Origin of the sequence: Rhizobium sp. AAP116, from assembly GCF_001295785.1 — a bacterium.
In the GTDB taxonomy this organism is placed as follows: Bacteria; Pseudomonadota; Alphaproteobacteria; order Rhizobiales; family Rhizobiaceae; genus Allorhizobium.
Genome location: NZ_LJIB01000007.1, coordinates 138,886 through 160,385, shown reverse-complemented (window position 1 = coordinate 160,385; position 21,500 = coordinate 138,886). Strand labels below are relative to the sequence as shown.

At 61.6% G+C, this 21,500-nt stretch carries 21 protein-coding genes; 13 read left to right on the top strand and 8 right to left on the bottom strand.

Annotation, left to right across the window (positions count from 1 at the left end; translation table 11 throughout):
* Positions 1 to 7 precede the first annotated feature (7 nt).
* Together IP85_RS06125 and IP85_RS06120 are read left to right on the top strand one after the other, a co-directional pair.
* Positions 8 to 415, top strand: coding sequence for a DUF305 domain-containing protein (locus IP85_RS06125; RefSeq protein ID WP_280949601.1), 408 nt, complete (start codon positions 8 to 10; stop codon positions 413 to 415).
* Positions 416 to 517: 102 nt separating this feature from the next.
* Positions 518 to 1,222, top strand: coding sequence for an HAD family hydrolase (locus tag IP85_RS06120; protein ID WP_054148788.1), 705 nt, complete (start codon positions 518 to 520; stop codon positions 1,220 to 1,222).
* On the opposite strand, the gene IP85_RS06115 is transcribed toward IP85_RS06120, so the two are convergent.
* Positions 1,223 to 1,852, bottom strand: a complete 630-nt coding sequence (locus tag IP85_RS06115) for a DNA-3-methyladenine glycosylase I (RefSeq protein ID WP_054148975.1) — start codon at positions 1,850 to 1,852, stop codon at positions 1,223 to 1,225. It lies immediately after the preceding gene.
* A gap of 211 nt (positions 1,853 to 2,063) precedes the next feature.
* On the opposite strand from IP85_RS06115, the gene IP85_RS06110 reads away from it, so the two are divergent.
* The gene (locus tag IP85_RS06110; protein WP_054148787.1) at positions 2,064 to 2,885 is read left to right on the top strand and encodes a L,D-transpeptidase; all 822 of its coding nucleotides are present in this window, start codon (positions 2,064 to 2,066) and stop codon (positions 2,883 to 2,885) included.
* A gap of 91 nt (positions 2,886 to 2,976) precedes the next feature.
* Positions 2,977 to 3,663 carry a L,D-transpeptidase gene (locus tag IP85_RS06105; protein WP_054148786.1) on the top strand — a complete coding sequence of 229 codons (687 nt, stop codon included), beginning with the start codon at positions 2,977 to 2,979 and terminating at the stop codon, positions 3,661 to 3,663.
* A gap of 78 nt (positions 3,664 to 3,741) precedes the next feature.
* Here the strand turns inward: IP85_RS06105 and IP85_RS06100 are convergent, their stop codons facing one another.
* The 5 genes from IP85_RS06100 to IP85_RS06080 form a co-directional block, all read right to left on the bottom strand.
* Positions 3,742 to 4,215 (bottom strand): hypothetical protein, encoded by a 474-nt coding sequence (locus tag IP85_RS06100; RefSeq protein WP_054148785.1) that lies wholly within the window; start codon positions 4,213 to 4,215, stop codon positions 3,742 to 3,744.
* A gap of 61 nt (positions 4,216 to 4,276) precedes the next feature.
* Complete coding sequence (glcF, locus tag IP85_RS06095; protein WP_054148784.1) at positions 4,277 to 5,590, bottom strand: glycolate oxidase subunit GlcF; 1,314 nt, start codon at positions 5,588 to 5,590, stop codon at positions 4,277 to 4,279.
* 49 nt (positions 5,591 to 5,639) lie between these two features.
* Entirely contained in the window at positions 5,640 to 6,017 is a 378-nt protein-coding gene (locus IP85_RS06090) for a DUF4870 domain-containing protein (RefSeq protein WP_054148783.1), read from the bottom strand.
* 12 nt (positions 6,018 to 6,029) lie between these two features.
* Positions 6,030 to 7,223, bottom strand: a complete 1,194-nt coding sequence (gene glcE / locus IP85_RS06085; protein WP_054148974.1) for a glycolate oxidase subunit GlcE — start codon at positions 7,221 to 7,223, stop codon at positions 6,030 to 6,032.
* Positions 7,224 to 7,231: 8 nt separating this feature from the next.
* Positions 7,232 to 8,665, bottom strand: coding sequence for an FAD-linked oxidase C-terminal domain-containing protein (locus IP85_RS06080; protein ID WP_054148782.1), 1,434 nt, complete (start codon positions 8,663 to 8,665; stop codon positions 7,232 to 7,234).
* A 137-nt stretch (positions 8,666 to 8,802) separates the two neighbouring features.
* On the opposite strand from IP85_RS06080, the gene IP85_RS06075 reads away from it, so the two are divergent.
* Positions 8,803 to 9,699: a LysR family transcriptional regulator gene (locus IP85_RS06075; protein WP_054148781.1), complete on the top strand. Its 897-nt coding sequence runs from the start codon at positions 8,803 to 8,805 to the stop codon at positions 9,697 to 9,699.
* 558 nt (positions 9,700 to 10,257) lie between these two features.
* Here IP85_RS06075 and IP85_RS06065 read toward each other — a convergent pair.
* A complete protein-coding gene (locus IP85_RS06065) occupies positions 10,258 to 11,670 on the bottom strand; it encodes a DUF6880 family protein (protein WP_054148973.1) in 1,413 nt (470 codons plus the stop codon).
* 67 nt (positions 11,671 to 11,737) lie between these two features.
* Complete coding sequence (locus IP85_RS06060; RefSeq protein ID WP_054148779.1) at positions 11,738 to 13,009, bottom strand: DUF3422 family protein; 1,272 nt, start codon at positions 13,007 to 13,009, stop codon at positions 11,738 to 11,740.
* A gap of 163 nt (positions 13,010 to 13,172) precedes the next feature.
* Here IP85_RS06060 and IP85_RS06055 point away from each other — a divergent pair, with 163 nt between their 5' ends.
* The 8 genes from IP85_RS06055 (at position 13,173) to IP85_RS06020 (ending at position 21,494) form a co-directional block, all read left to right on the top strand.
* Complete coding sequence (locus IP85_RS06055) at positions 13,173 to 14,003, top strand: FadR/GntR family transcriptional regulator (protein WP_054148778.1); 831 nt, start codon at positions 13,173 to 13,175, stop codon at positions 14,001 to 14,003.
* Positions 14,000 to 14,773, top strand: coding sequence for a (Fe-S)-binding protein (locus tag IP85_RS06050; RefSeq protein ID WP_054148777.1), 774 nt, complete (start codon positions 14,000 to 14,002; stop codon positions 14,771 to 14,773). Before IP85_RS06055 ends, IP85_RS06050 begins: the two co-directional genes overlap by 4 nt.
* Before the next feature lie 24 nt (positions 14,774 to 14,797).
* Positions 14,798 to 16,222, top strand: coding sequence for a LutB/LldF family L-lactate oxidation iron-sulfur protein (locus tag IP85_RS06045; RefSeq protein ID WP_054148776.1), 1,425 nt, complete (start codon positions 14,798 to 14,800; stop codon positions 16,220 to 16,222).
* 3 nt (positions 16,223 to 16,225) lie between these two features.
* On the top strand, positions 16,226 to 16,903 hold the full coding sequence (locus IP85_RS06040) for a lactate utilization protein (RefSeq protein WP_054148775.1): 678 nt from the start codon (positions 16,226 to 16,228) through the stop codon (positions 16,901 to 16,903).
* Positions 16,904 to 17,034: 131 nt separating this feature from the next.
* The gene (locus tag IP85_RS06035) at positions 17,035 to 18,372 is read left to right on the top strand and encodes a glycosyltransferase family 1 protein (RefSeq protein WP_054148774.1); all 1,338 of its coding nucleotides are present in this window, start codon (positions 17,035 to 17,037) and stop codon (positions 18,370 to 18,372) included.
* Positions 18,369 to 19,127 (top strand): HAD-IIB family hydrolase, encoded by a 759-nt coding sequence (locus IP85_RS06030; RefSeq protein WP_054148773.1) that lies wholly within the window; start codon positions 18,369 to 18,371, stop codon positions 19,125 to 19,127. Before IP85_RS06035 ends, IP85_RS06030 begins: the two co-directional genes overlap by 4 nt.
* A 174-nt stretch (positions 19,128 to 19,301) precedes the next feature.
* Positions 19,302 to 19,811 (top strand): NUDIX hydrolase, encoded by a 510-nt coding sequence (locus tag IP85_RS06025; protein ID WP_194842775.1) that lies wholly within the window; start codon positions 19,302 to 19,304, stop codon positions 19,809 to 19,811.
* A 177-nt stretch (positions 19,812 to 19,988) separates the two neighbouring features.
* Positions 19,989 to 21,494, top strand: a complete 1,506-nt coding sequence (locus IP85_RS06020) for an inorganic phosphate transporter (protein ID WP_054148772.1) — start codon at positions 19,989 to 19,991, stop codon at positions 21,492 to 21,494.
* The last annotated feature ends 6 nt before the right edge of the window (positions 21,495 to 21,500 follow it).

Genomic DNA, 21,500 nt, shown 5'->3' with positions numbered 1-21,500 from the left:
TTTCCTCATCAGATCACTACAGGAGACTTCAATGCTTAGGAACATTCTCGTTGCGGCGTCGCTTGCGACCGCGCTTTCCGCCTCTGTCCTCGTTGCGCAGGACAATACCATGCATCAGGGGCATGACATGTCAGCCATGAGCCACGGCATGATGGATGAAAGCCCATCCTCCAAGGCCTTTGCCGAGGCCAATGCCAAGATGCATAAGGACATGGCCGTGCCGCTCACCGGCAATGCCGATGTCGATTTCGTGCAGGGCATGATTCCGCACCATCAGGGTGCCATCGACATGGCGAAGATCGTACTCGAGCACGGCAAGGATCCCGAGATCCGCAAGCTGGCCGAAGAGGTGATCGCTGCCCAGGAAGGTGAGATCGCCATGATGAAGGCCTGGCTTGCCAAGAACGGGCAGTAAGCTCTCAAACCCATATAGAAACTGTGATGGCGCCTTCGGGCGCCATTGCTTTGCCCGAGAGAGGGAATAGTCTCTCGCTTCCTGATCGAAAAAGGAGGCGTCATGTCCAACCGCCCTGTCTCCGTCATCGGCTTCGACGCCGACGACACGCTCTGGCAGAACGAGCAATACTACAAGCTGACGGAGCACCATTTTCGCAGTCTGCTCTCCGAGTTTGCGGAGGGCGAACATGTGTCCGAGCGCTTGCTCGAGGCCGAGAAGCGCAATCTTGCCCACTACGGCTTCGGCATCAAAGGCTTCACGCTATCGATGATCGAGACGGCGCTGGAGATCACCGAGGGGCGCGTGCCCTCTTCCGTGATCAGCGAAATCCTTGGCATCGGACGCGATCTGCTCAGCCACCCCGTCGAATGCCTGCCGCATGCGCGTGATGCGCTGGAGGCGCTTTCAGGCAAGTATTTCCTGGTGCTGATCACCAAAGGCGACCTTTTCGACCAGGAACGCAAGCTCGCACAATCCGGCCTCGGCGACTATTTCGATGCGGTCGAGATCGTCTCGGACAAGACGGCCACCACCTATCGGCGGGTCTTCGGTAAACATGGCGAGGGACCTGAGCGCTCGATGATGATCGGAAATTCGCTGAAATCCGACATCGTGCCGGCCATCGCCGCCGGCGCCTGGGGTGTCTTCGTGCCGCATGAACTGACCTGGGTGCTGGAGCATGTCGACAAGCCCGAGGAGGCGCCGCGCTTTCGCGAGATCCCGGATCTCGGGCATGTGCCTGATCTCGTCGCCAGCCTCGCCTGATCAGGGGCGAACGAGGCGGATCCGTAATTCCTCGGTCGGCGCGCGTCGGCAGCAGCCTTCGATGTGGTCATTGACCAGGCCCATGGCCTGCATGAAGGCATAGACGGTGGTCGGGCCGACGAAGGTCCAGCCGCGTCTCTTCAGATCCTTCGACAGGCGGATCGAGGTGGGCGATGTCGGATTGGCCCTTAGAGTGGCATAGTCCATCCGCTCCGGGCGTTCCGAGGCGTCAGGTTCGTAACTCCAGAAGTAACCAGACAGCGAGCCGAATTCCGCCGTGAGGTCGATCGCGCGGCGGGCGTTGTTGATCGTTGAGACGATCTTGCCGCGATGGCGGATGATGCCGGCATCGGCGAGGCATCGGGCGATGTCGTCATCGCCAAACGCGGCCACTGCGTGAAAGTCGAAACCGGCAAAGGCTGCTCGGAAATTTTCCCGCTTCCTGAGGATCGTCAGCCAGGACAGGCCGGACTGGAAACCTTCGAGGCAGATCTTCTCGAACAGCCTCACATCGTCGGTGACCGGTCGCCCCCATTCCTCGTCATGGTAGTGGCGATAGTCTTCGAGGCCGCCATGCCAGAAGCAACGGTCAAGGCCGTCGTCTCCCCGGATCAGGCCTTCCGCGATCATGTCCATGCGATTCTCTCCGATGCGGAAATTCGTTTACCATTTGTTCACGAATTTTCCAAACCGGACGCTAACCCTTCCGAAAGGTTTACAGCCTTGATCGCATTTTCATGAACGCCTCTTTACCAATTGGCGGCCTTCGCTCTGGCACCATCGGCTCGAATTGGCGGCATGTTGTGCCGCCGCATCCGGTCCCTAGTTCGTGAGTTGTCCGATGTCGAAGAGTTCCCTGTTACTGGCCTTGCTGACCAGCCTGTCGATTGCCCTGCCCGTCCATGCGAGTGATCGCTACAAAAGCCGTCCGCCTGTGATGGTCAGTCCCGACCTCCAGGCATCCTGGGTCCTGCAACTCGGCGGCGTTCCGGCACAGACGCGCAGTTCTGCCACGCCACAGCGCATGCGTCAGGCCGTTCCGGCAGGGCGTCAGCGGGTGGTGCAGCAGCCGCAACAGGCGCTGCGTCAGCAGCCGGTGCAGCAGCAGCGTCGTCTCGTGCAGCAGCGGCGTGTTCTTTTCCCGCAGCAGCAGCCAGCGCCGCAACAGGTCGCGATGCGGCCGGACAAGCCGGTGCGCACGCAGATCGAGCCGAAATTCCTGCCGCAGATGGTCCAGTACCAGACCAAGCACAAGCCGGGTACGATCGTCATCGATACGCGCGAGCGCTTCCTGTACCTGGTGATGGCCGACGGTATGGCCAAGCGCTACGGTGTAGGCGTTGGCAAGCCAGGCTTCGAATGGGCCGGCACGCACAAGGTGACCGCGAAGCGCGAATGGCCGGACTGGCGCCCGCCGCAGGAGATGATCGCCCGCGAGGCAGCCAAGGGGCACTTCCTGCCTGCCCACATGCCGGGCGGCCCGGAAAATCCGCTGGGTGCCCGCGCGCTCTATCTCGGCTCGACGCTGTATCGCATTCATGGAACCAACGCGCCTTGGTCGATCGGCAACGGCGTTTCCTCCGGCTGCATCCGCATGCGCAACGAGGATGTGACGGATCTCTACGAGCGCGTGAAGGTCGGCACCAGGGTCATTGTGATCTAAGGCACAGGCAATATCACAATACATCGATTAGCGCTTGCTTTGATAGGCGAAGCGGCTAGGCTTTCAGCCCTGAAAATCAGGGGGATTGTCTATGTTCAACACGACTCTTCGCAAGGCGGCGGTGGCGGTCATCACGCTTACCATCGCCTTGCCGGCGCCCGCCAGCGCCATCAGCCTTAATCGCATTCAGACGACCAGCGATGTGACGCTTGTTGCCCAGCAGCGCAAGGAAGTGCCGGAAAAATTCAAGCGCAAGGTCGTGCGCCTGACAACGGACGAAAAGCCGGGCACGATCATCATCGATACGAACAACAAGTTTCTCTACTATGTCGAGGGCAACAACCGCGCGACCCGTTACGGCGTCGGCGTCGGCCGCGAAGGCTTCGGCTGGTCGGGCGTGGTGAAGATCGGCCGCAAGGCGGAATGGCCGTCATGGCGCCCGCCGGCAGAAATGCGCCGCCGCGAAGCGGCCAAGGGCCATATCCTGCCGGTCGTACAGGAAGGCGGACCGGACAATCCGCTCGGCGCGCGCGCCATGTATCTCTACAAGGGTGGCCGTGACACGATCTTCCGCATCCATGGCACGAACCAGCCCTGGACCATCGGCCTCAACATGTCATCCGGCTGCATTCGCATGATGAACAAGGATGTCGAGCATCTCTACGAGCGCGCCGATATCGGCTCCAAGGTGATCGTGATCGGCCCGGGCAATCGCCAGGGCGACGTCTCCTTCGACGACAAGGGCGTGGACATCCTGCGCACGATCTTCGGCGGCTGAGCCCAAACATTACTCATGAAATGCAGACGGCCGCATCGCCAAGATGCGGCCGTTGTCGTTTCGGTTCGTGTCACTCGGTCAACGCTTGATGTCGCAGAAGATATCACCCTCGTGGGAGAGGATCTGCTCGCCGCCGACGGCGCTGCCCATCTTCAGCTTGACGACTTTCAGGTCGTAGCGCCCCGTAAACCGCTTTGTGGTGCTCGAATTACGGTCGGTGATCATCGCCACAGACACGCGATAGAGCGGCTCCCTTTCCGGGGCAAAGGCATGGATGCTGAAGCGCAGGTCGCGCTCATCGATCCAGTATTGCTTCAGCATTTTCGAGGTGATCTGGAAGCGCTGGAAGCCCGCTGGCGCCGCCTTGTCCTTCACGCCAGCCATGCCGCGGAAATGGACGATCCTTTCCTGATCCTTGTTGCTGAAGCCACTTTCCAGCGACATGTCGAGGATCGGGTCGGAACTGGCGCAATAGATGCGCTCTATGGCTGCAGCCGGCACCGCCATGGGACACAGAAACAGGAATACAAAGGGCAGTGTTCTCTTGGCCATGACGATCTCCCGGGATGCTTCATCCCGGGACAAGTCTTACAGAAACCGCTTAACAATTCGCCTAAACCGCCGTGCGGCGATCCAGCGCTTTCGGACGAGGACCGCCATAGGCCCAGTTCAGAAGCTCGACCGTATGGACGACGGGAATGCCGGTCGCCGAGCTGATCTGGGTCATGCAGCCGATGTTGCCGGCAGAGATTATATCGGGTTTGGTCGCCTCGATATTCTTCACCTTGCGGGCCTTCAGCCTGGCTGAAATCTCAGGCTGCATGATGTTGTAGGTGCCGGCTGAACCGCAGCAGAGATGGCCTTCCGGCGGATCCTTGACCGTGAAGCCGGCCGACTTCAACAGAAGTTTTGGCGCCATCGTCACCTTCTGGCCATGCTGCAGCGAGCAGGCGGAATGATAGGCGACGGTCAGTCCCTTCGTCTCCGCGACCGGCAGATCGAGGGTCGAAAGATACTCGGTGACGTCCTTGGCGAGTGCCGAAACGCGCGCTGCCTTTTCAGCATAGGCCGGATCGAGGCGCAGCATGTGGCCGTAGTCCTTGATCGTCGTGCCGCAGCCCGAGGTCGTGACGATGATCGCGTCGAGACCGCCCGCTTCGCTCGCGCGGGTCCAGACGTCGACATTGCGGCGAGCGCTGTCGAGAGCCTGCTCCTCGCGGCCCATATGGTGGACGAGTGCGCCACAGCAGCCCTCGCCTTGCGGTACAACGACTTCGACGCCAAGACGGGTGAGCAGCGAGATCGCGGCTTCGTTGATACCGGGATCGAGGACGGGCTGGGCGCAGCCTGTGAGGATCGCGACACGGCCACGGCGGGTTGCGGCTGGGGCATGGATGGCGGGCTTGGCGAAGTTCGAGGGTGGCGCGACCTTGGAAGGCGCGAGCCTCAACATGGCGGCCATCGGCTTGAGTGACTTTACCTGATCGAAGATGCCGGCGAAGGGGCGCCCGAGGGCGGCGAGCTTCAAGGCCAGACGGAAGCGGCCCGGATAGGGCAGAACCATGGCCAGCATATTGCGCGTCAGCCGGTTCATCAGCGGGCGGCGATAGGTCTTTTCGATATGGATGCGGGCATGATCGACCAGATGCATGTAGTCGACGCCGGAGGGACATGTCGTCGTACAGGCAAGGCAGGAGAGACAGCGGTCGATATGGGTGACGATCTGGTCATCCGCCGGACGGCCGTTCTCCAGCATGTCCTTGATCAGGTAGATGCGGCCGCGCGGGCTGTCGAGCTCGTTGCCAAGCGTCACATAGGTGGGACAGGTGGCAGTGCAGAAGCCACAATGCACGCATTTGCGCAAGATGGCTTCGGCTTCCGCGACATGGGGATCGGCGAGCTGCTCGGCGGTGAAATTGGTCTGCACGCAAATCCTCCCAAAGCGCGGCCGGCAGGGCCGCTCCCTTCATTCGTTTTCAGATCCACCAGCTGGTGGGACGGGCGATCGGCTCGCCGGCCGAGGCCTTCTGCAGGCCGATGACGCAGCGGACGACGATCCAGATGGCGACGCCGAAAATCAGGATGACGCCGACGGCAACAAGCATCAGGATGCTTGATATCAGCGCATAGAGCAGCCCGATCCAGAAGGTTCTGATGGCATAGGTATAATGGGTGTCGACCCAAGGCTCGCTCTTGCCGCGGTTCACATAGGCCATGATCAGCCCGACGATGCCGGTGAGGCCGACGACGAAGCTGACGAGATAGAGGCAGTAGACCACCTGCACATTCATACGCCCAGGGGAGAACCAGCCCTCGCCGGATGAAACGGGCGGCTGGTAATTCGGATCAGTCATGACAAAACTCCTTCATGCAATCAGTCCGGGATTGAAAATCCCGTGAGGATCGAGTTTTGCCCTGACCCGGCCCGAAAGCAAGGCGACCGCCGGGGTCTGCGGCTCGAAGGCGGCAGTTTCGGCGCGGATTTGTGGGGCAGCTCTCAGAAGCGTCGCATGGCCGCCGCCAAGGGTGCGGATGCCATGGCGCAAGACCTCTGCCTCGGGATCAGCCTCCATACGCATCCAGACGAGACCGCCCTGCCAGTCGTAATAGGCGTCGATGCCGGCGCGGAGCCTGAGGCCCGCGACCAGCTTCCAGGCTTGCGACGGAGCCATGGACAGGCGCCAGAGCGGCCGGGCCGTGCCATCGGCATAGGGCATGACATCGCGGATTTCTGCCCAGAGCGCTTTCGTCTCGTCAGCGTCGAGACGGCTGACCGGGCCGAAACCAGCAACGGCGGCCATCAGCTTTTCGGCACGCACGGCTACCGAGGCTTCGAGCCCCTCCAGGCGCATGACCGTAGCCGCACCTTGAGGAAGCTTGCCGCCAATGAATCGGCCACGCACGCTTTCCGGCAGATGGGCCGCACCGGAGACCTCGACGGAGAGCGACAGGGCAGCTGCGAGCGCCTTCATCGCCTGCTCGTCTTCCAGGCCCGAGAGAACGATGGTGGTCGCCGTTTTCGGCACGGGCAGAACCTTGAAAGTGACTTCGGTGAGAAAGCCGAGCGTGCCGTGGGAGCCGGCAAGCAGCTTGACGAGATCGAGGCCCGTGACGTTCTTCATCACCTTGCCACCGGCCTTCACGACGTCCCCTGCCCCGTTGACGAAGCGCACACCGAGCAGATGGTCACGGGCGGCACCTGCCGTGAAGCGACGCGGACCGGAGCTGTTGACCGCGAACAGGCCGCCAATGGTGGGCGTGCCCGAGGTGCCCATGGCACCCCGATGGTCCATGGGTTCGAAGGCCATGCCTTGCCCGTTTTCGGCAAGGGCCGCCTCGATCTCCGCAACGGGTGTGCCGGCACGGGCCGTGATGACCATTTCGGCGGGATTGTATTCGACGATGCCGGCGAGGGCTGCGGAAGAGAGAGTGGCGTCTGCGGCTGTAGGATTGCCAAAGCCCGCACGGCTGCCACCGCCGCGGATGTGGAGCGGGGTCTTGCGGGAGGCATGATCGCGGATGACGTCGGCGGCTTCGATTTCGGTCGAAGGGTTCAGCATACTCGTCATCATCCTCTCCCCTCCAGCGGAAAGACCTTCGACGGATTGAGAATCCAGTCCGCATCGAACGCCGAGCGCACGGCCATCTGCTGGTCAAGGTCGACCTGGGTGAACTGGTGCAGCATCAGGTCGCGTTTCTCGATGCCCACGCCATGTTCGCCGGTCAGGCAACCGCCCGCATCGACGCAGAGTTTGAGGATCTCCATGCCGGCGGCTTCGGCCTTCGCTGCGTCATCAGGGTCGTTGATGTTGTAGAGGATCAGTGGGTGCATATTGCCGTCACCGGCGTGGAAGACATTGGCGACGCGCAGGCCGTAGCGGTCGATGATCTCGGAGGTCTTGCGCAACACGTAAGCGAGCTGGCTGAGCGGCACGGTTCCGTCCATGCAGATGTAATCGGCGATGCGGCCGGTGGCGCCGAAGGCGGATTTGCGGCCCTTCCAGATGAGGGCGGCCTCGTTGGCGGACTGGCTTTCTCGCACGGTCTTGACCCCATGGCGCTTGGCGATCTCGACGATGGCGGCCAGCATCGCGTCCATCTCGGCTTCGGAGCCCTCGACCTCGACGATCAGCAGGGCCTCCACGTCGAGCGGATATCCGGCCTTGGCGAAGGCCTCGCAGATCTCGATCGCAGGCTTGTCCATGAATTCGATGGCGACGGGAATGATGCCGGCGCCGATGACATCAGCGACGCAGGAGCCGGCTTCCTCGGCGCTGTCGAAACCGAAGAGCACGGGGCGCGCACCTTCGGGCTTGGCAAGCAGGCGCACGGTGGCTTCGGTGACGATGCCGAGCTGGCCTTCCGAGCCGCAGACGAGGCCGAGCAGGTCATAACCCTCGGCGTCCAGATGCTTGCCGCCGAGATCGACCACCGTGCCGTCGACGAGGACCAATTTCACGCCGAGCAGGTTGTTGGTGGTCACACCGTATTTCAAACAGTGGGCGCCGCCAGAATTCATGGCGATATTGCCGCCGATGGTGCAGGCGAGCTGCGAGCTTGGATCGGGAGCGTAGAAATAGCCGTCAGAGCCAACGGCATCCGATATCGCGAGATTGGTGACGCCGGCCTGAACGGTCGCGCAGCGATTGGCGTAGTCGACCTCAAGGATCCGGGTCATGGCGGAGAGGCCGAGCACGACGGCATCTTCCTGCGGAATGGCGCCGCCTGATAGCGAGGTGCCGGCGCCACGGGGCACGACGGGGATGCCGTAGCGATGGCAGTATTTCATGACGGCAGCCACCTGGGCTGTCGTCTCCGGCAGGACGACCGCGAGCGGGCGGCGGCGATAGGCGATGAAGCCGTCGGTCTCGAAGGGGACGAGTGCGTTTCGCTCCTCGACGAGGCGCCCTTGCGGCACCAGCTCCTTCAAGTCGGCGAGGATCTCGGCGCGGCGCGACAGGACTTCGGGCCTCGGCGGCAGAAAGGCGATGGCTTCGCTCATGAAATGTCTCCCCTCTTTGCCCAGATCCTAGCTGCGCAGCGGCCGCCGCTCAACTGGTCTATTTTTATTACCACTAGGACTTTCGTGGAGCAAATGCTATGCACTTATGACCAAATCGGAAACAGTGGCGCTCACTCATGACCAATCTCGGTGATCTCGAAGTCTTCGTCCGTGTGATTGCGGCCGGCAGCATGTCGACCGCGGCACGCGACCTCGGCCTGTCGCCCGCCGTTGTGTCCAAACGCATCAAGCGGCTGGAGGACAAGCTCGGCACACGGCTCCTGCAGCGCACAACCCGGCAGATCTCGCTGACGGAAGCCGGCCAGGGATTTCACGAGCGGGTGCTGACCGTGCTGGGCGGGCTGGAAGAGGCCGAAGCCTTCGCGTCGGGTCGCTCCTCGGAGGTCAACGGCACGCTGAAGATCTCGGCATCGACCTCGTTTGGCCGCATGCATGTGGCGCCGCACTTGAAGCCCTTCATGGAGGCGCATCCGGATCTCGCGATCCATCTGGTGCTGTCGGATGACTTCACCGACATCGTCGGCGGCGGCTTCGATCTCGCGATCCGCATCGCGGAGTTGAACGATTCGTCGCTCGTTGCGCGCAGGCTCGCCCCGGTGCGCCGCGTGCTCTGCGCGGCTCCCAGCTATCTTGCTGCGCACGGGACGCCTGAAACCCTCGACGACCTGAAGAAGCATCGCTGCCTGCCAGCACACAATCACGATTCATGGCGCCTGGAAGGTCCGACCGGGCCGGTGACACTCAGGCCCGAGGGCATGCTGATCACGAATTCCAGCGAGGTGCTCCGCGAAGCAGTCATTGCGGGCCTCGGGATCGCGCTGCGCTCCACCTGGGATATCGGCGCGGAACTGAAGAGCGGCAAGCTGGTGCAGGTGCTGCCGCAGTATGAAAGCTCGCGCAACGTGGCGCTGTCGGCCGTCTATCCGAGCCGCCAGTTCCTGCCCGCAAAAGTACGGCTGTTCATTGATTATCTGGCGGAGCTTTATGGGCCTGTGCCCTATTGGGAACGTTAGCTCATAACCGTATTTTTAGATACTAAACAACGTAATATCGACCGTGGACACATCACAGACCAGAGCATTCCAATATGGAAAATTGAATTTATTCATGCTTCTTGCAGGAAACATGATAATATTCATTTTGTTTTCAATCGCATATTATAGTCACAGCAGCGAAAATGATCCGCAATACATCCTTGATCTGATTATCACGATTGCATCGGCGACAATATCGGCCATAATTTTATATAGAATAATTGCATTTCGCGGCGACGTTATCACCATATCCCCTGATGGATTTCATGACGTGCGGGTTAGCGCTTTAATGATCCCATGGAAAGCGATCGACGTCATTTCGACTAGTACGGTCAGAGGTATCACGGCCGGGATTGAGCTCACAGTCAGCCCGGCAGCAAAGTCCGTAGCCGGAGTGACGCGCGTAGCGCAGTTGAGAAGCCGACCTGGCCGTCTCTTCATTGATTCAAGAACTCTGGAGATCTCGCATAATGACCTCTTGTTGTGCATGAATGCTTACGCAGCAGCTGAAAAGCAACGGCTGGGAACGCACCGAGACTAGCCCGACAACCCACCCGGTACCGAGCTCCAGAAGCCATACTTCTTCGAATGATTGCGCCGCAACTCCGCGAGGAAGGCGGCATGGGTCGAGAGGCCGTGGCCTTCAGGCAGGTTCGGCATGAGGCGCGCGAGCTCGCCGACGTAACGGCCAGCATGGGGATAGGCCACGCCGATGCCGCGCCTGAGGATATCCTCGACCAGCACACGGTAGAGCACGACGGCGGCCAGCGGCTCCTTTGCCGACAGCGCTTCGGCGGCTGGGGCGAGATCGTCGTAGTGGCGGCCTTCCCAATCATGCTGGTGGCGCAGGACGTGGGCGGCGGCAAGATCGAGACGCGGCCAGGCGAGTAAGAAATCAAGCGCGAGATAGATGTCCTCGTGCTCTTTCGCCAGCGCCAGTGCCCGGTCGAGCTCATCGAATTCGGCGAAATCGTCGAGCTTCGACAGGTAGAGTTTCAGTACGGATGGATCGAGGGTTTCGCCGAATTCGCGCCAGCGCAGTTCCTGCGCGTCTTCGCGGCGCTTCAGCTTTTCGAGGATCTCGGCTTCCAGCAGACGGCGCTCATGGGCGCCATAATCCGGACCGACGGAGGCAAGAACTCCGTTGACCGGGATCAGGCGGACGCCACGCGGGCGCTCGCGCACCCATTCCAGCGCGGCCTCGAAACGACCGGCCTGATGCAGCAATTCGGCGACAGCGAGCGTATCGCGGCGGTTTTCGGGCTTCTGGCGTTCGAGCACCAGGAAATCGTCGATATCGCCCTGATGCAAAGCGAGCGACTGCAGGAGATCCAACGCGCCGAGCTTCAGGGGTTCGGAGGGCAGGACTTCGGCCAGCACCGTTCGCCATGCCTTCGCGGCCGGGCCTGAGACGACGCCGGTCAGCGCACGCAGGAAACCGGTGTGCTCACCGTAGCGATCGCGCAACCGCAGGCGCTCGATATGCGGCACGAGAAGGACCTGCTCCTCGGCCCCGACGGTCTTGATGAGGTCGAGTGTCGCCAGTTCCGTGTCGTCAAAAACCTTCCACAGGCGAGCATTGTCCGTGGCCAAACGTGCGGAGACCGGAAAGCGCAGGCCGAGGAAACGAACAATACGCTCGGCTGCGGCCTGAGGATCGGCTGACCCAAGTTCGGAGAGGATGTTGCGGGCAAGGGCTGCAAATTCCCCGGCGAGATCACGGGCGCGTGCCTTGTTGATCCGCGTCGTCGCCTGGTCGATCGCATCGAGGCGCTTGTCGATCAGGCGGGCCATCTCATCCGGCCCGGTTTCGCCGGCGAGCGCCGTCTGGAGGCGTGCCTTCAGCGCCTTGTTGGCCGCGGATTCCTCCAAGAGGATATCGACCAGTTTCTCGAGCCCAAGGCCTGACAGCCCCTTCTTGTCGAGTTTCGCCTTGGTCTGCTTCGCCATTCTGCCTGTCATCCGCCGCTTGTCTGCGATCATATATCGATCCGCAGGGCGCGTCAGCAAGAGCTGATCAGCCTTGCCGTTCGTGGCTCCTACGGATCCGTCGAACCACCCACCAGACGCCAAGCACGGAGAGCGGCACCGAAATACCGGTGATGATGGCCGTATCGAAGGGCAGGAGGTCGTGCGGGATGGCTTTGGCGGCATAACCGACGAGGCCGACGACATAGTAGGAGATGGCGGCGACCGAGAGGCCTTCGACGGTCTGCTGCAGGCGCAGCTGCATTTCGGCGCGGCTGTTCATGGCGGTCAGCAGGTCGGAATTCTGCCGTTCCAGCTCGACATCGATCCAGGACCGGACGAGAGCCGTCGCACGCGAGAGTTTCCGCGAGAGGTTGGCCTGACGTTCCTCGATCGACTGGCAGGTGCGCATGGCGGGCGCCAGGCGCCGTTCGAGGAAGGAACCCAGCGTCTCGTGACCAGGCACCGGCGTTTCATCCAGCGTCTTGATACGCTCGCGCACGATGCCGTCATAGGCGCGGCTGGCCCCAAACCGATAGAGGCTCAAGGCGGCATTGGCCTCGAGTTCGGCGGCAAGGCGTGTAAGCTCGGAAAGCATCTCGTCGGATTCGTCGCGGGCATGCGCCTTCATCCGCTGGGTGACGGCGGTCAGACCGTCCTCGATGCGGCGGATCTCGGGCGAGAGTGTCTGGGCGAGCGGCAGGCCGAGCATAGCCATGGTGCGATAGGTTTCGATGTCGAGCAGGCGCTGGACCACGGCGCCGCGGCCAGCTTCGGTCATGCCTCTGTCAATGACGAGGATCTGGGTGAGGCCATGACCGTCCTGGCGAAAGTCGGTGAGCACAGCCGCCTGGCCGTTCTTCAACTCGCTATAGCAAAGGCTTGCCGGATCGAAGGCGGCATGGGCATCGGCGATTTCGGGACCATCAGGGCGAAGTTCGAGGCGGATCCCCGAAATCAGCGGACCGGGGGCGATGAAGCCGTCGCCGAAGGGATGGATCGGCACTTCGCCACCGAAGCTTTCTGGCAGCGGGCCGTCCCAGAACCAGGTGGAAAACTCGGTATGCCGCTCCCAACGGAGCGTCCCCTGTCCCCAGGCGAGCGAATGATAGCGCCCATTTTTCTCCGGCGGGGCGACGCCGCGGGCGCGGGATAGTTCGGAAATGGCCGCATGATGCACGGCCGAACCGCCATCCATCATGAAGGCGAGCTGAAAGATGACCCGGCCGGATTTGACCAGCGCATAGGGTCTGGCATGGATTTCTCCGAGCGCCAGCGCCCGCTCCGGCGCCATTGGAAATGCAAAATCACCCTTTGCCACGCCGACCGTCTCCCTTGCCCTATCGCAAGCTAGCAGTGCGCTCGCGTCAGCGCAAAGGTGCAAACGTCACAGCCCCGCTTTCGACGAATTGCGCAGCAGTCAACTGGACAACAAAGTTGACCACTTGTCATTCCGCTTGCTATGAAACGGCATGGAGAGGGTAATGATCGAGAGCGACCAGACACTGTTTTCCGGCGTCAGCCACAGCCGCACCGCCGACGAGGTGGTACAGCAGATCGAGCTGTTGATCCTCGACGGCGTATTGCGGGATGGTGACCGGCTGCCGGGCGAGCGGGAATTGTCCCAGTCGCTCGAGGTGTCGCGGCCAATCCTTCGCGATGCGCTCAAGGAGCTGGAAAACCGGGGACTGCTGATCAGCCATCATGGCGGCGGCACCTTCGTTGCCGACATTATCGGCCAGGTGTTTTCCAAGCCGATCACCGATCTCATTTCTCGGCATGCCCGCGCCACGCGCGACTATCTCGAATATCGCCGTGAACTCGAGGGCCTGACGGCAGAGTTGGCGGCCCAACGGGCGACGGAGACCGACAAGGCGCTGTTGTCCCGGATCATCGAGGACATGCGTCACGCCCACGGGACCCAGGAGCCGGAAGACGAACTCGCGGCCGACGTGGAATTCCACAATGCCGTCGGCGAAGCGGCGCACAACATCATTCTCCTGCACACCATGCGGGCCTGCTACCGGCTTTTGTCGGAGGGCATCTTCTTCAACCGCAAGGCCGTCTTTTCGCTGCCCAATGCGCGGGAGAGGCTTCTGGATCAGCATGTAGCGATCCATGACGCAATCCTCGCCGGCGATCCGGAAGCGGCCAAGGCTGCAGCCCAAGCGCATATCGATTTCGTCATGCGGGCGGCCGACGAAAGCGCGCGAGCCGGCGAATGGGGACGGGTCGCGAAACTCAGGCTCATCCGGCGCGACGGCGGTCGCACGGGCCGTACGGCTAACCTTTCGAAAACGGAGACAAAAGCGTGAGCCAAGCCCAAATCCGGCCGAAGGTCGGCCTCTTCGCTACCTGTCTTGTGGACCTCTTCCGGCCGAGCGTCGGCTTTTCGGCCGCCAAGCTGATCGAGGATGCCGGCTGCGACGTGCACGTGCCGATCGCCCAGACCTGTTGCGGTCAACCGGCCTACAATTCCGGTGACACCAAGGATACGCGTGATCTGGCAAAGCAGGTGATCGAGCAGTTCGAAGGCTTCGACTATGTCGTTCTCCCCTCCGGGTCCTGCGGGGCCATGCTGAAGATGCATTATCCCGAGCTCTTCAAGGGCGATCCGCTCTGGGAGGAGCGCTGTCGGCGCTTCTCGGACAAGGTGTTCGAGCTCGTTTCCTTTCTCACTGATGTCAGAGGGATGACCGAGGTCAAGGTCCAGCTCGACAAGAGCGTGACCTATCACGACAGCTGTTCTGGCCTCAGGGAACTCGGCATCGCAAAGCAACCGCGCGCGCTTCTGTCCAGCGTCGAGGGGCTGGAACTGAAAGAGATGACAGGCTCGGATGTCTGCTGTGGCTTCGGCGGCACCTTCTGCGTCAAATATCCCGATATCTCAGGCAAGATCGTGTCGAAGAAGACGGCGATGATTGGGGAGACCGGCGCCGATCTGCTGCTCGCCGGCGACATGGGCTGTCTGATGAACATGGCGGGCAAGCTCAAGCGCGAGGGCTCATCCATCGAGGTTCGGCATGTCGCGGAAGTGTTGGCCGGGATGACCGACAGCCGGCCGATTGCCGGCAGCGGCAAGTAACGGACACAAAGGGAGGAGGAAGGCATGCAATTCACCGCCCCGCAGTTCAAGGACAATGCAGCCCGAGCGCTGGCCGACGGCCAGTTGCAGAAGGCGCTGACCAATGTCGAGAAGGGTTTCATCGCAAAACGTGCGGCCGCAGTCGCTGCCCTTCCCGAATTCGACGCCCTGCGTGACAAGGGCCGCGAGATCAAGAACCACACGCTCGCCCATCTCGACCTCTATCTCGAAGCCTATGAGCGCAAGGTGACGGAAACCGGCGGCCATGTGCACTGGGCCGAGAGCGCCGAGGATGCGCGCCAGCTGGTGCTCGACATCTGCCGGCGGGTCGGGGCAAAGACCGTGACCAAGGGCAAGTCGATGATCACGGAGGAGATCAATCTCAACGACTTCCTGTCCGAGCATGCGATCGAACCGGTCGAGACTGATCTCGGTGAATACATCATCCAGCTTCGCGGCGAGCATCCGAGCCATATCATTGCGCCTGCGGTGCATCTCAACAAGGAGCAGGTGGAAGAGGATTTCCGCCGGGTGCACACGCATCTCGACCCGAAGCGCGACCTCACAGCACCGGAAACGCTTTTGTCCGAAGCGCGGCAGGTGCTGCGCAAGCGTTACTTCCAGGCAGATGTCGGGATCACCGGCGCCAACTTCCTGATCGCCGAGACCGGCACCTCCGTGATCGTCACCAACGAGGGCAATGGCGACCTGACACAATCGCTGCCGAAGGTGCACATCGTCGTCGCCTCGATCGAGAAGCTGGTGCCGACGCTTGAAGACTGTTCGCAGATCCTCAGGCTTCTCGCCCGCTCGGCGACCGGCCAGGACATTTCCGTCTATACGACCTTTTCCACCGGGCCGCGCCGGGCCGAAGATCCTGATGGGCCGGAGGAGTATCACGTCATCCTGCTCGACAACGGCCGTACCGCCATGCTCGGCAGCGAGTTCCAGGACATGCTGCGCTGCATCCGCTGCGGCGCCTGCATGAACCACTGTCCAGTCTACCACGCCGTCGGCGGCCATGCCTATGGCTCGGTCTATCCGGGGCCGATGGGCGCTGTTCTCACACCGTCTCTTTTCGGTGTCGACATTTCAGGCCATCTGCCGAATGCCTCGACCTTTTGCGGGCGCTGCGAGAGTGTCTGTCCGATGCACATCCCGCTGCCGAAGATGATGCGGCACTGGCGCGAGCGCGAGTTCGAGAACCATCTCAACCCCTCGACGGCGCGCTATGGACTGGGTGTCTGGGCCTTCTTTGCCAAGCGACCGAAGCTCTACCGCATGGCGACCTCGATCGGCGCGCGAATGCTGAGCCTGATCGGCGGCAGTCGTGGACGGATCGCGTCCCTGCCCTTTGCCTCGGGCTGGACCGACATTCGCGATCTGCCGGCACCGGAGGGGCAGACCTTTGCCCAGCAATGGGCCGCACGCCAGAAGCAGGGAGCCTGAACCATGGACAGCCGCCAGGCCATTCTTTCCCGCATCCGCACCTCGCTGAAAGCGACCGGAGGCGACAGCGAGCGAGCAGCAGTCGTAGCAAATCGCCTTGTCGAGCGCCCGCAAGGAATTATTCCGAAGCGCGGCCAGCTTCCGGCCGATGAGCGGCTCGCCCTCTTCATCGCTATGGCCGAGAAATACAATGCGACAACGGAGCGGCTCGGGACATCCGGCAGCGTGCCGGCTGCCGTCGCGGAGTATCTGAAGCAGCGCAACCTGCCGGCCTCCATCCGCATCGGTGGCGATCCCCGTTTGACATCACTTTCCTGGCAAACAGCCGGCACGCTGGAGGTCCGATCTGGCGCGTCCGACGGCAATGACCTTGTCGCGGTCAGTCACGCCTTCGGCGGGATCGCCGAGACGGGTACGCTCTGCGTTCTCTCTGGGCCCGACAACCCGGTGACACTCAACTTCCTGCCCGACCATCACATCGTCGTCGTCGAGGCGGCCGCGATTGTCGGGGATATGGAAAGCCTCTGGGCGAACCTCCGGAAGGCTCAGGGCGAGACGATGCCGCGCACGGTGAACATGATCACCGGGCCGTCTCGCTCTGCCGATATCGAACAGACATTGCTGCTGGGTGCCCACGGCCCACGGGCACTCCATATCGTCATCGTCGGGACGACGGCGTGAGCGCTTGCGAAGGCCCGGACGTAAAGGTTCCGGGTCATCGCGAAAATTTCATCTAAAAAACGAAACAATTTCCGACCTAGTGCGTTACTATTCCCGCTTATTAAGAACGAAATTTTCAGAAGGTGGGGATTATGGCACTTCAAACGGATCCGCATGAGACGCCGCGCATCGCGCTCGTCTCAACGCATGGCTACGTCGCAGCCCAGCCGCCACTCGGAGCCGCCGATACCGGCGGCCAGGTGGTCTATGTTCTCGAACTTGCAAAGAAACTCGCCCAGCTCGGCCACAAGGTCGATATCTTCACCCGCCTCTTTGAAGACCAGCCTGAGATCGACGAGGTGGACGAAAACGTGCGCGTCGTGCGCATTCCCTGTGGCGGACGGGATTTCATTCCCAAGGAATATCTGCACCGGCATCTGACCGAATGGAACGAGAAGGCCCTGCGCTGGATCAAGCGCGAGGGACTGACCTATCTCTTCATCAACAGCCACTACTGGGATGCCGGCGTTGCCGGACAGCGCCTGTCAGAAGCGCTTCGCGTGCCGCATATCCACACGCCGCATTCGCTTGGGATGTGGAAAAAGCGGCAGATGGAAACCGACTATCCGGAGCGCGCCGACAGGTTCGACGAGGAATTCAACTTCAAGGAACGCATCCAGCACGAGTTGATCGTCTATCGCAGCTGCCAGCTGGTGATTGCCACCACGCCGATCCAGCTGGACATGCTGACCGAGGATTATGGACTGGCACGCAATCGCGTGCACATGATCCCGCCTGGCTATGACGACAATCGCTTCTATCCGGTCTCGGAATCCTCTCGGCAGATGGTGCGCCAACGCTTCGGCTTCGAAGGCAAAACGGTTCTGGCACTCGGGCGACTGGCAACCAACAAGGGCTATGATCTCCTGATCGACGGCTTTGCCGTCATGGCGGAGCGGGTGCCGGACGCGCGGTTGCGGCTGGCGCTCGGTGGGGAAAGCCTCGATGCGCAGGAAGAGACGATCCTAGCCCAGCTCAAGCAGCAGGTGACCGATCTCGGCATCTCAGACAAGGTAGAATTCTCCGGCTTCATTCCCGACGAAGACCTGCCTGACATGTATCGCGCCGCCGATCTCTTCGTGCTCTCCAGTCGCTACGAGCCCTTCGGCATGACGGCCATCGAGGCCATGGCGAGCGGCACGCCGACGATCGTCACCATCCATGGCGGCCTCTTCCGCGCCGTCAGTTATGGTCGTCATGCGCTGTTTGCCGACCCCTTCGACAAATATGATCTCGGCATCACCATGATGAAGCCCTTCAAGCATCCGAGGCTTTACGGGCGATTGTCGCGCATGGGTGCGCACAAGGCTCGCAGTCTTTTCACCTGGACCGGGATCGCTCAGCAACTCGTGGCTCTTGTGGAAGGCCGTCCGGTGGCGCAAGCTCTTGAAGAAAGCGACTGGGCAGAACCATGGAACGACGGGGATTGAAACCGATCCGGCTCTTTTCGTCCGATCTCGACGGGACGCTCGCGGGGGACCGCGATGCGTCAGTCGAGTTCGCGCGGCTGTGGCAGACCTTGCCGGACGGCGAGCGACCGCTGTTGGTCTACAACAGTGGCCGCCTGATCGAGGACATCATGGAATTCACATGGGAACAAGGTTTGCCGCAAGCCGATTTTCTGATCGGCGGCGTCGGCACCATGGTGCATTCGTATGACCATCCTCATCTGTCGGACCAGTATACGGCGCTGATCGCTGATGGCTTCGATGTCGACCTGATCGAGGCGGAACTCGTGATGATGGAGCGGCTGACGCGGCAACCGGCACAATATCAGCATGACTACAAGTCGAGCTGGTATCTCCATGATGCGACGGCGCAGGATATTCTGGAACTGGAACAGATGCTCGCCAGTTCTGGTCATCGAGCACGGGTCATCTATTCCAGCGCCCGCGATCTCGACGTTCTGCCTGATGTCGCCGACAAGGGAAAGGCGCTCACCTGGCTCTGCGGCGAGCTTGAGATCGGCCTGGACGAGGTGGTGGTTGCGGGCGACACCGGCAATGACAGGGCGATGTTCGAGCTCGATGGCGTGCGCGGCATCATGCCGGGCAATGCGCTTCCCGAACTCGTCAGCCTCGCGCAGGCACGGCCGGGCATGATCGCCACTCAAGGGACCGCGGCCCGCGGCGTGATTGACGGGCTGAAGGAATTCGGCGTGTTTGCGACGCCGAAAGACAACTAGATGTCGGCAAATGCGACTTTCGAGTACCGAATGTCGCATTGAATTGAACACATGGCGCCTACACCTGATAGGCAGCGATAACCATCGTGTGAAAAGCATATCATCCGCGCAAGATTGGCCGCAAGCGCGCGGCGTTTTGGCGTAGTCTTAAAAACGAATCGAGGTGCAAGTTCATTGGGTATCATTGGCCGTATCACATCTGACCTCAGGCTCATGCTGCAGCGTCCGCCGCGGCAGCAGTTTGCTGCGATCTGTCACCGGACGCGCAAGAAGACCGGCGAGCTCGAGGTGCTGCTGATCACAAGCCGGGATACCGGGCGTTGGGTCATTCCGAAGGGTTGGCACATGCCGGGCAAGCAGCCCCATGCCATCGCCGAGCGAGAGGCCTTTGAAGAGGCTGGCGTCAAGGGCAAGGCGGGCATCGAGCCCGTCGGTTATTATACCTACATGAAGAAGATGCGTGGCGGGCACAAGGTGCCGACCCGCGTTCAGGTCCACGCGCTCGACGTGAAAGGCTTCGTCAAGGAGTTCCCCGAGAAGGGCGTTCGTCGTCTCGAGTGGGTCAGTTGCGCGGAAGCAGCCACCCGCGTCGAGGAACAGGAACTCAAGTCACTGTTCCTGGAATTCCCGAAGCTGACACAAATGCCCGCGCCAATCCCAGAAAAGGCTGCAAAACGGGCCTGAAAGCGACTGTCACAAAACTGTCATATTGCAGCGCAGCCCCTTTGTCGCTAGGGGCTTCTGCGACCCGATGAGATATGCCGTGACGTGCCTGTGGCCCACGGACTATGCGTCATCATCTGCCGCTAAAACAAGAGAATGAGGAAACCGGACAGGGACCCTCTTCCGGAGACACCCGCCATGGGCAAGCCAAAGCCAAAACTCGTGAAGCCGACGCTCGACAAGGATCTCGACAAGATCGCCCATGTCGAGGAAGCGGCGCAGCACGTCTCACGAGGTTTTGCACCGCTTGGCATCGCACTGATCTTCATGGTGCTCGCCACCGTGTTTGCCGGAGCGCTCGCCATGGACCGGCCGGGCGCGTGGATCATCGTCGCTGCGGCCGCGATCGGCGCCTATATGGCGATGAATATCGGCGCCAATGATGTGACCAACAATGTCGGACCTGCCGTTGGATCACGCGCCATGACCATGGGCGTGGCTCTGACCATCGCCGTGATCTTCGAAACGGCAGGGGCGCTGATTGCCGGCGGTGACGTCGTGTCAACGATCTCGCGCGGGATCGTGGATCCGGCCAAGATGCCGAGTGCCGATGTCTTCATCTGGGCGATGATGGCGTCGCTGCTCTCCTCGGCGCTCTGGGTCAACCTTGCGACCTGGATCGGCGCACCTGTATCCACGACCCATGCCGTGGTGGGCGGCGTGCTGGGCGCAGGTGTCGCGGCAGCGGGCATGTCTGCCGTCGACTGGGGCGTCATGGGCGGCATCGCGGCAAGCTGGGTCGTTTCGCCTATCCTCGGCGGTGTGATCGCGGCGCTCTTCCTCGCCTTCATCAAGGAATTCATCGTCTACCGCGAGGACAAGATCTTGGCGGCACAACGCTGGGTGCCCTTGCTGATCGGGATCATGACAGGCTCCTTCACTGCCTATCTGGCGCTCAAGGGCCTCAACAAGCTCATTTCCATCAGCCTGTTGCAGGCCTGCCTGATCGGCCTTGCCTTCGGCTTCCTGTCGTGGTGGCTCAGCGTGCCGCTGATCCGCAGACAGTCGCGCGGGCTGGAGAACCGAAACCAGTCGCTGCGCAAGCTCTTCCAGTTGCCGCTTATCTTTGCAGCTGCCCTGCTTTCCTTCGCCCATGGCGCAAACGACGTGGCGAACGCCATCGGTCCGCTGTCTGCCATCGTGCATGCGGCGCAGGACAGCGAGATTTCCGGGCAGGTCACAGTGCCTTTCTGGGTTATGATCATCGGTGCTGCCGGCATTTCGCTGGGACTTCTGCTCTTCGGTCCGCGCCTGATCCGGCTCGTCGGCGAACAGATCACCAAGCTCAACCCGATGCGCGCCTTCTGCGTCTCGCTTTCGGCAGCCATCACCGTCATCGTCGCCTCCGCGCTTGGCTTGCCCGTCAGCTCCACGCACATCGCCGTCGGTGCCGTGTTCGGCGTCGGCTTCTTCCGTGAGTGGTACACGCGCAATTCCAAGCGACGCATGGAATACATGCGCAACAAGGCCGAGCGTTTCGTGATCGAGCCGAAGCCGGAGCGCAATCCGGAAGAGATCCGCCGTCGCTATCTGGTGCGCCGCTCACACTTCATGACGATCGTGGCGGCGTGGATCATCACCGTTCCGGCATCTGCCGGCCTTGCAGCCGTGCTGTATTGGGTTATGTCTCTGATCGCTCTTTGATCCCGG

Coding starts and splice junctions, on each gene's coding strand:
- IP85_RS06120 (WP_054148788.1), top strand. CDS start 518: ATGTCCAACCGCCCTGTCTCCGTCATCGGCTTCGACGCCGACGACACG.
- IP85_RS06115 (WP_054148975.1), bottom strand. CDS start 1,852: ATGATCGCGGAAGGCCTGATCCGGGGAGACGACGGCCTTGACCGTTGC.
- IP85_RS06110 (WP_054148787.1), top strand. CDS start 2,064: ATGTCGAAGAGTTCCCTGTTACTGGCCTTGCTGACCAGCCTGTCGATT.
- IP85_RS06105 (WP_054148786.1), top strand. CDS start 2,977: ATGTTCAACACGACTCTTCGCAAGGCGGCGGTGGCGGTCATCACGCTT.
- IP85_RS06100 (WP_054148785.1), bottom strand. CDS start 4,215: ATGGCCAAGAGAACACTGCCCTTTGTATTCCTGTTTCTGTGTCCCATG.
- IP85_RS06090 (WP_054148783.1), bottom strand. CDS start 6,017: ATGACTGATCCGAATTACCAGCCGCCCGTTTCATCCGGCGAGGGCTGG.
- glcE (WP_054148974.1), bottom strand. CDS start 7,223: ATGCTGAACCCTTCGACCGAAATCGAAGCCGCCGACGTCATCCGCGAT.
- IP85_RS06080 (WP_054148782.1), bottom strand. CDS start 8,665: ATGAGCGAAGCCATCGCCTTTCTGCCGCCGAGGCCCGAAGTCCTGTCG.
- IP85_RS06075 (WP_054148781.1), top strand. CDS start 8,803: ATGACCAATCTCGGTGATCTCGAAGTCTTCGTCCGTGTGATTGCGGCC.
- IP85_RS06065 (WP_054148973.1), bottom strand. CDS start 11,670: ATGGCGAAGCAGACCAAGGCGAAACTCGACAAGAAGGGGCTGTCAGGC.
- IP85_RS06055 (WP_054148778.1), top strand. CDS start 13,173: ATGATCGAGAGCGACCAGACACTGTTTTCCGGCGTCAGCCACAGCCGC.
- IP85_RS06045 (WP_054148776.1), top strand. CDS start 14,798: ATGCAATTCACCGCCCCGCAGTTCAAGGACAATGCAGCCCGAGCGCTG.
- IP85_RS06040 (WP_054148775.1), top strand. CDS start 16,226: ATGGACAGCCGCCAGGCCATTCTTTCCCGCATCCGCACCTCGCTGAAA.
- IP85_RS06035 (WP_054148774.1), top strand. CDS start 17,035: ATGGCACTTCAAACGGATCCGCATGAGACGCCGCGCATCGCGCTCGTC.
- IP85_RS06020 (WP_054148772.1), top strand. CDS start 19,989: ATGGGCAAGCCAAAGCCAAAACTCGTGAAGCCGACGCTCGACAAGGAT.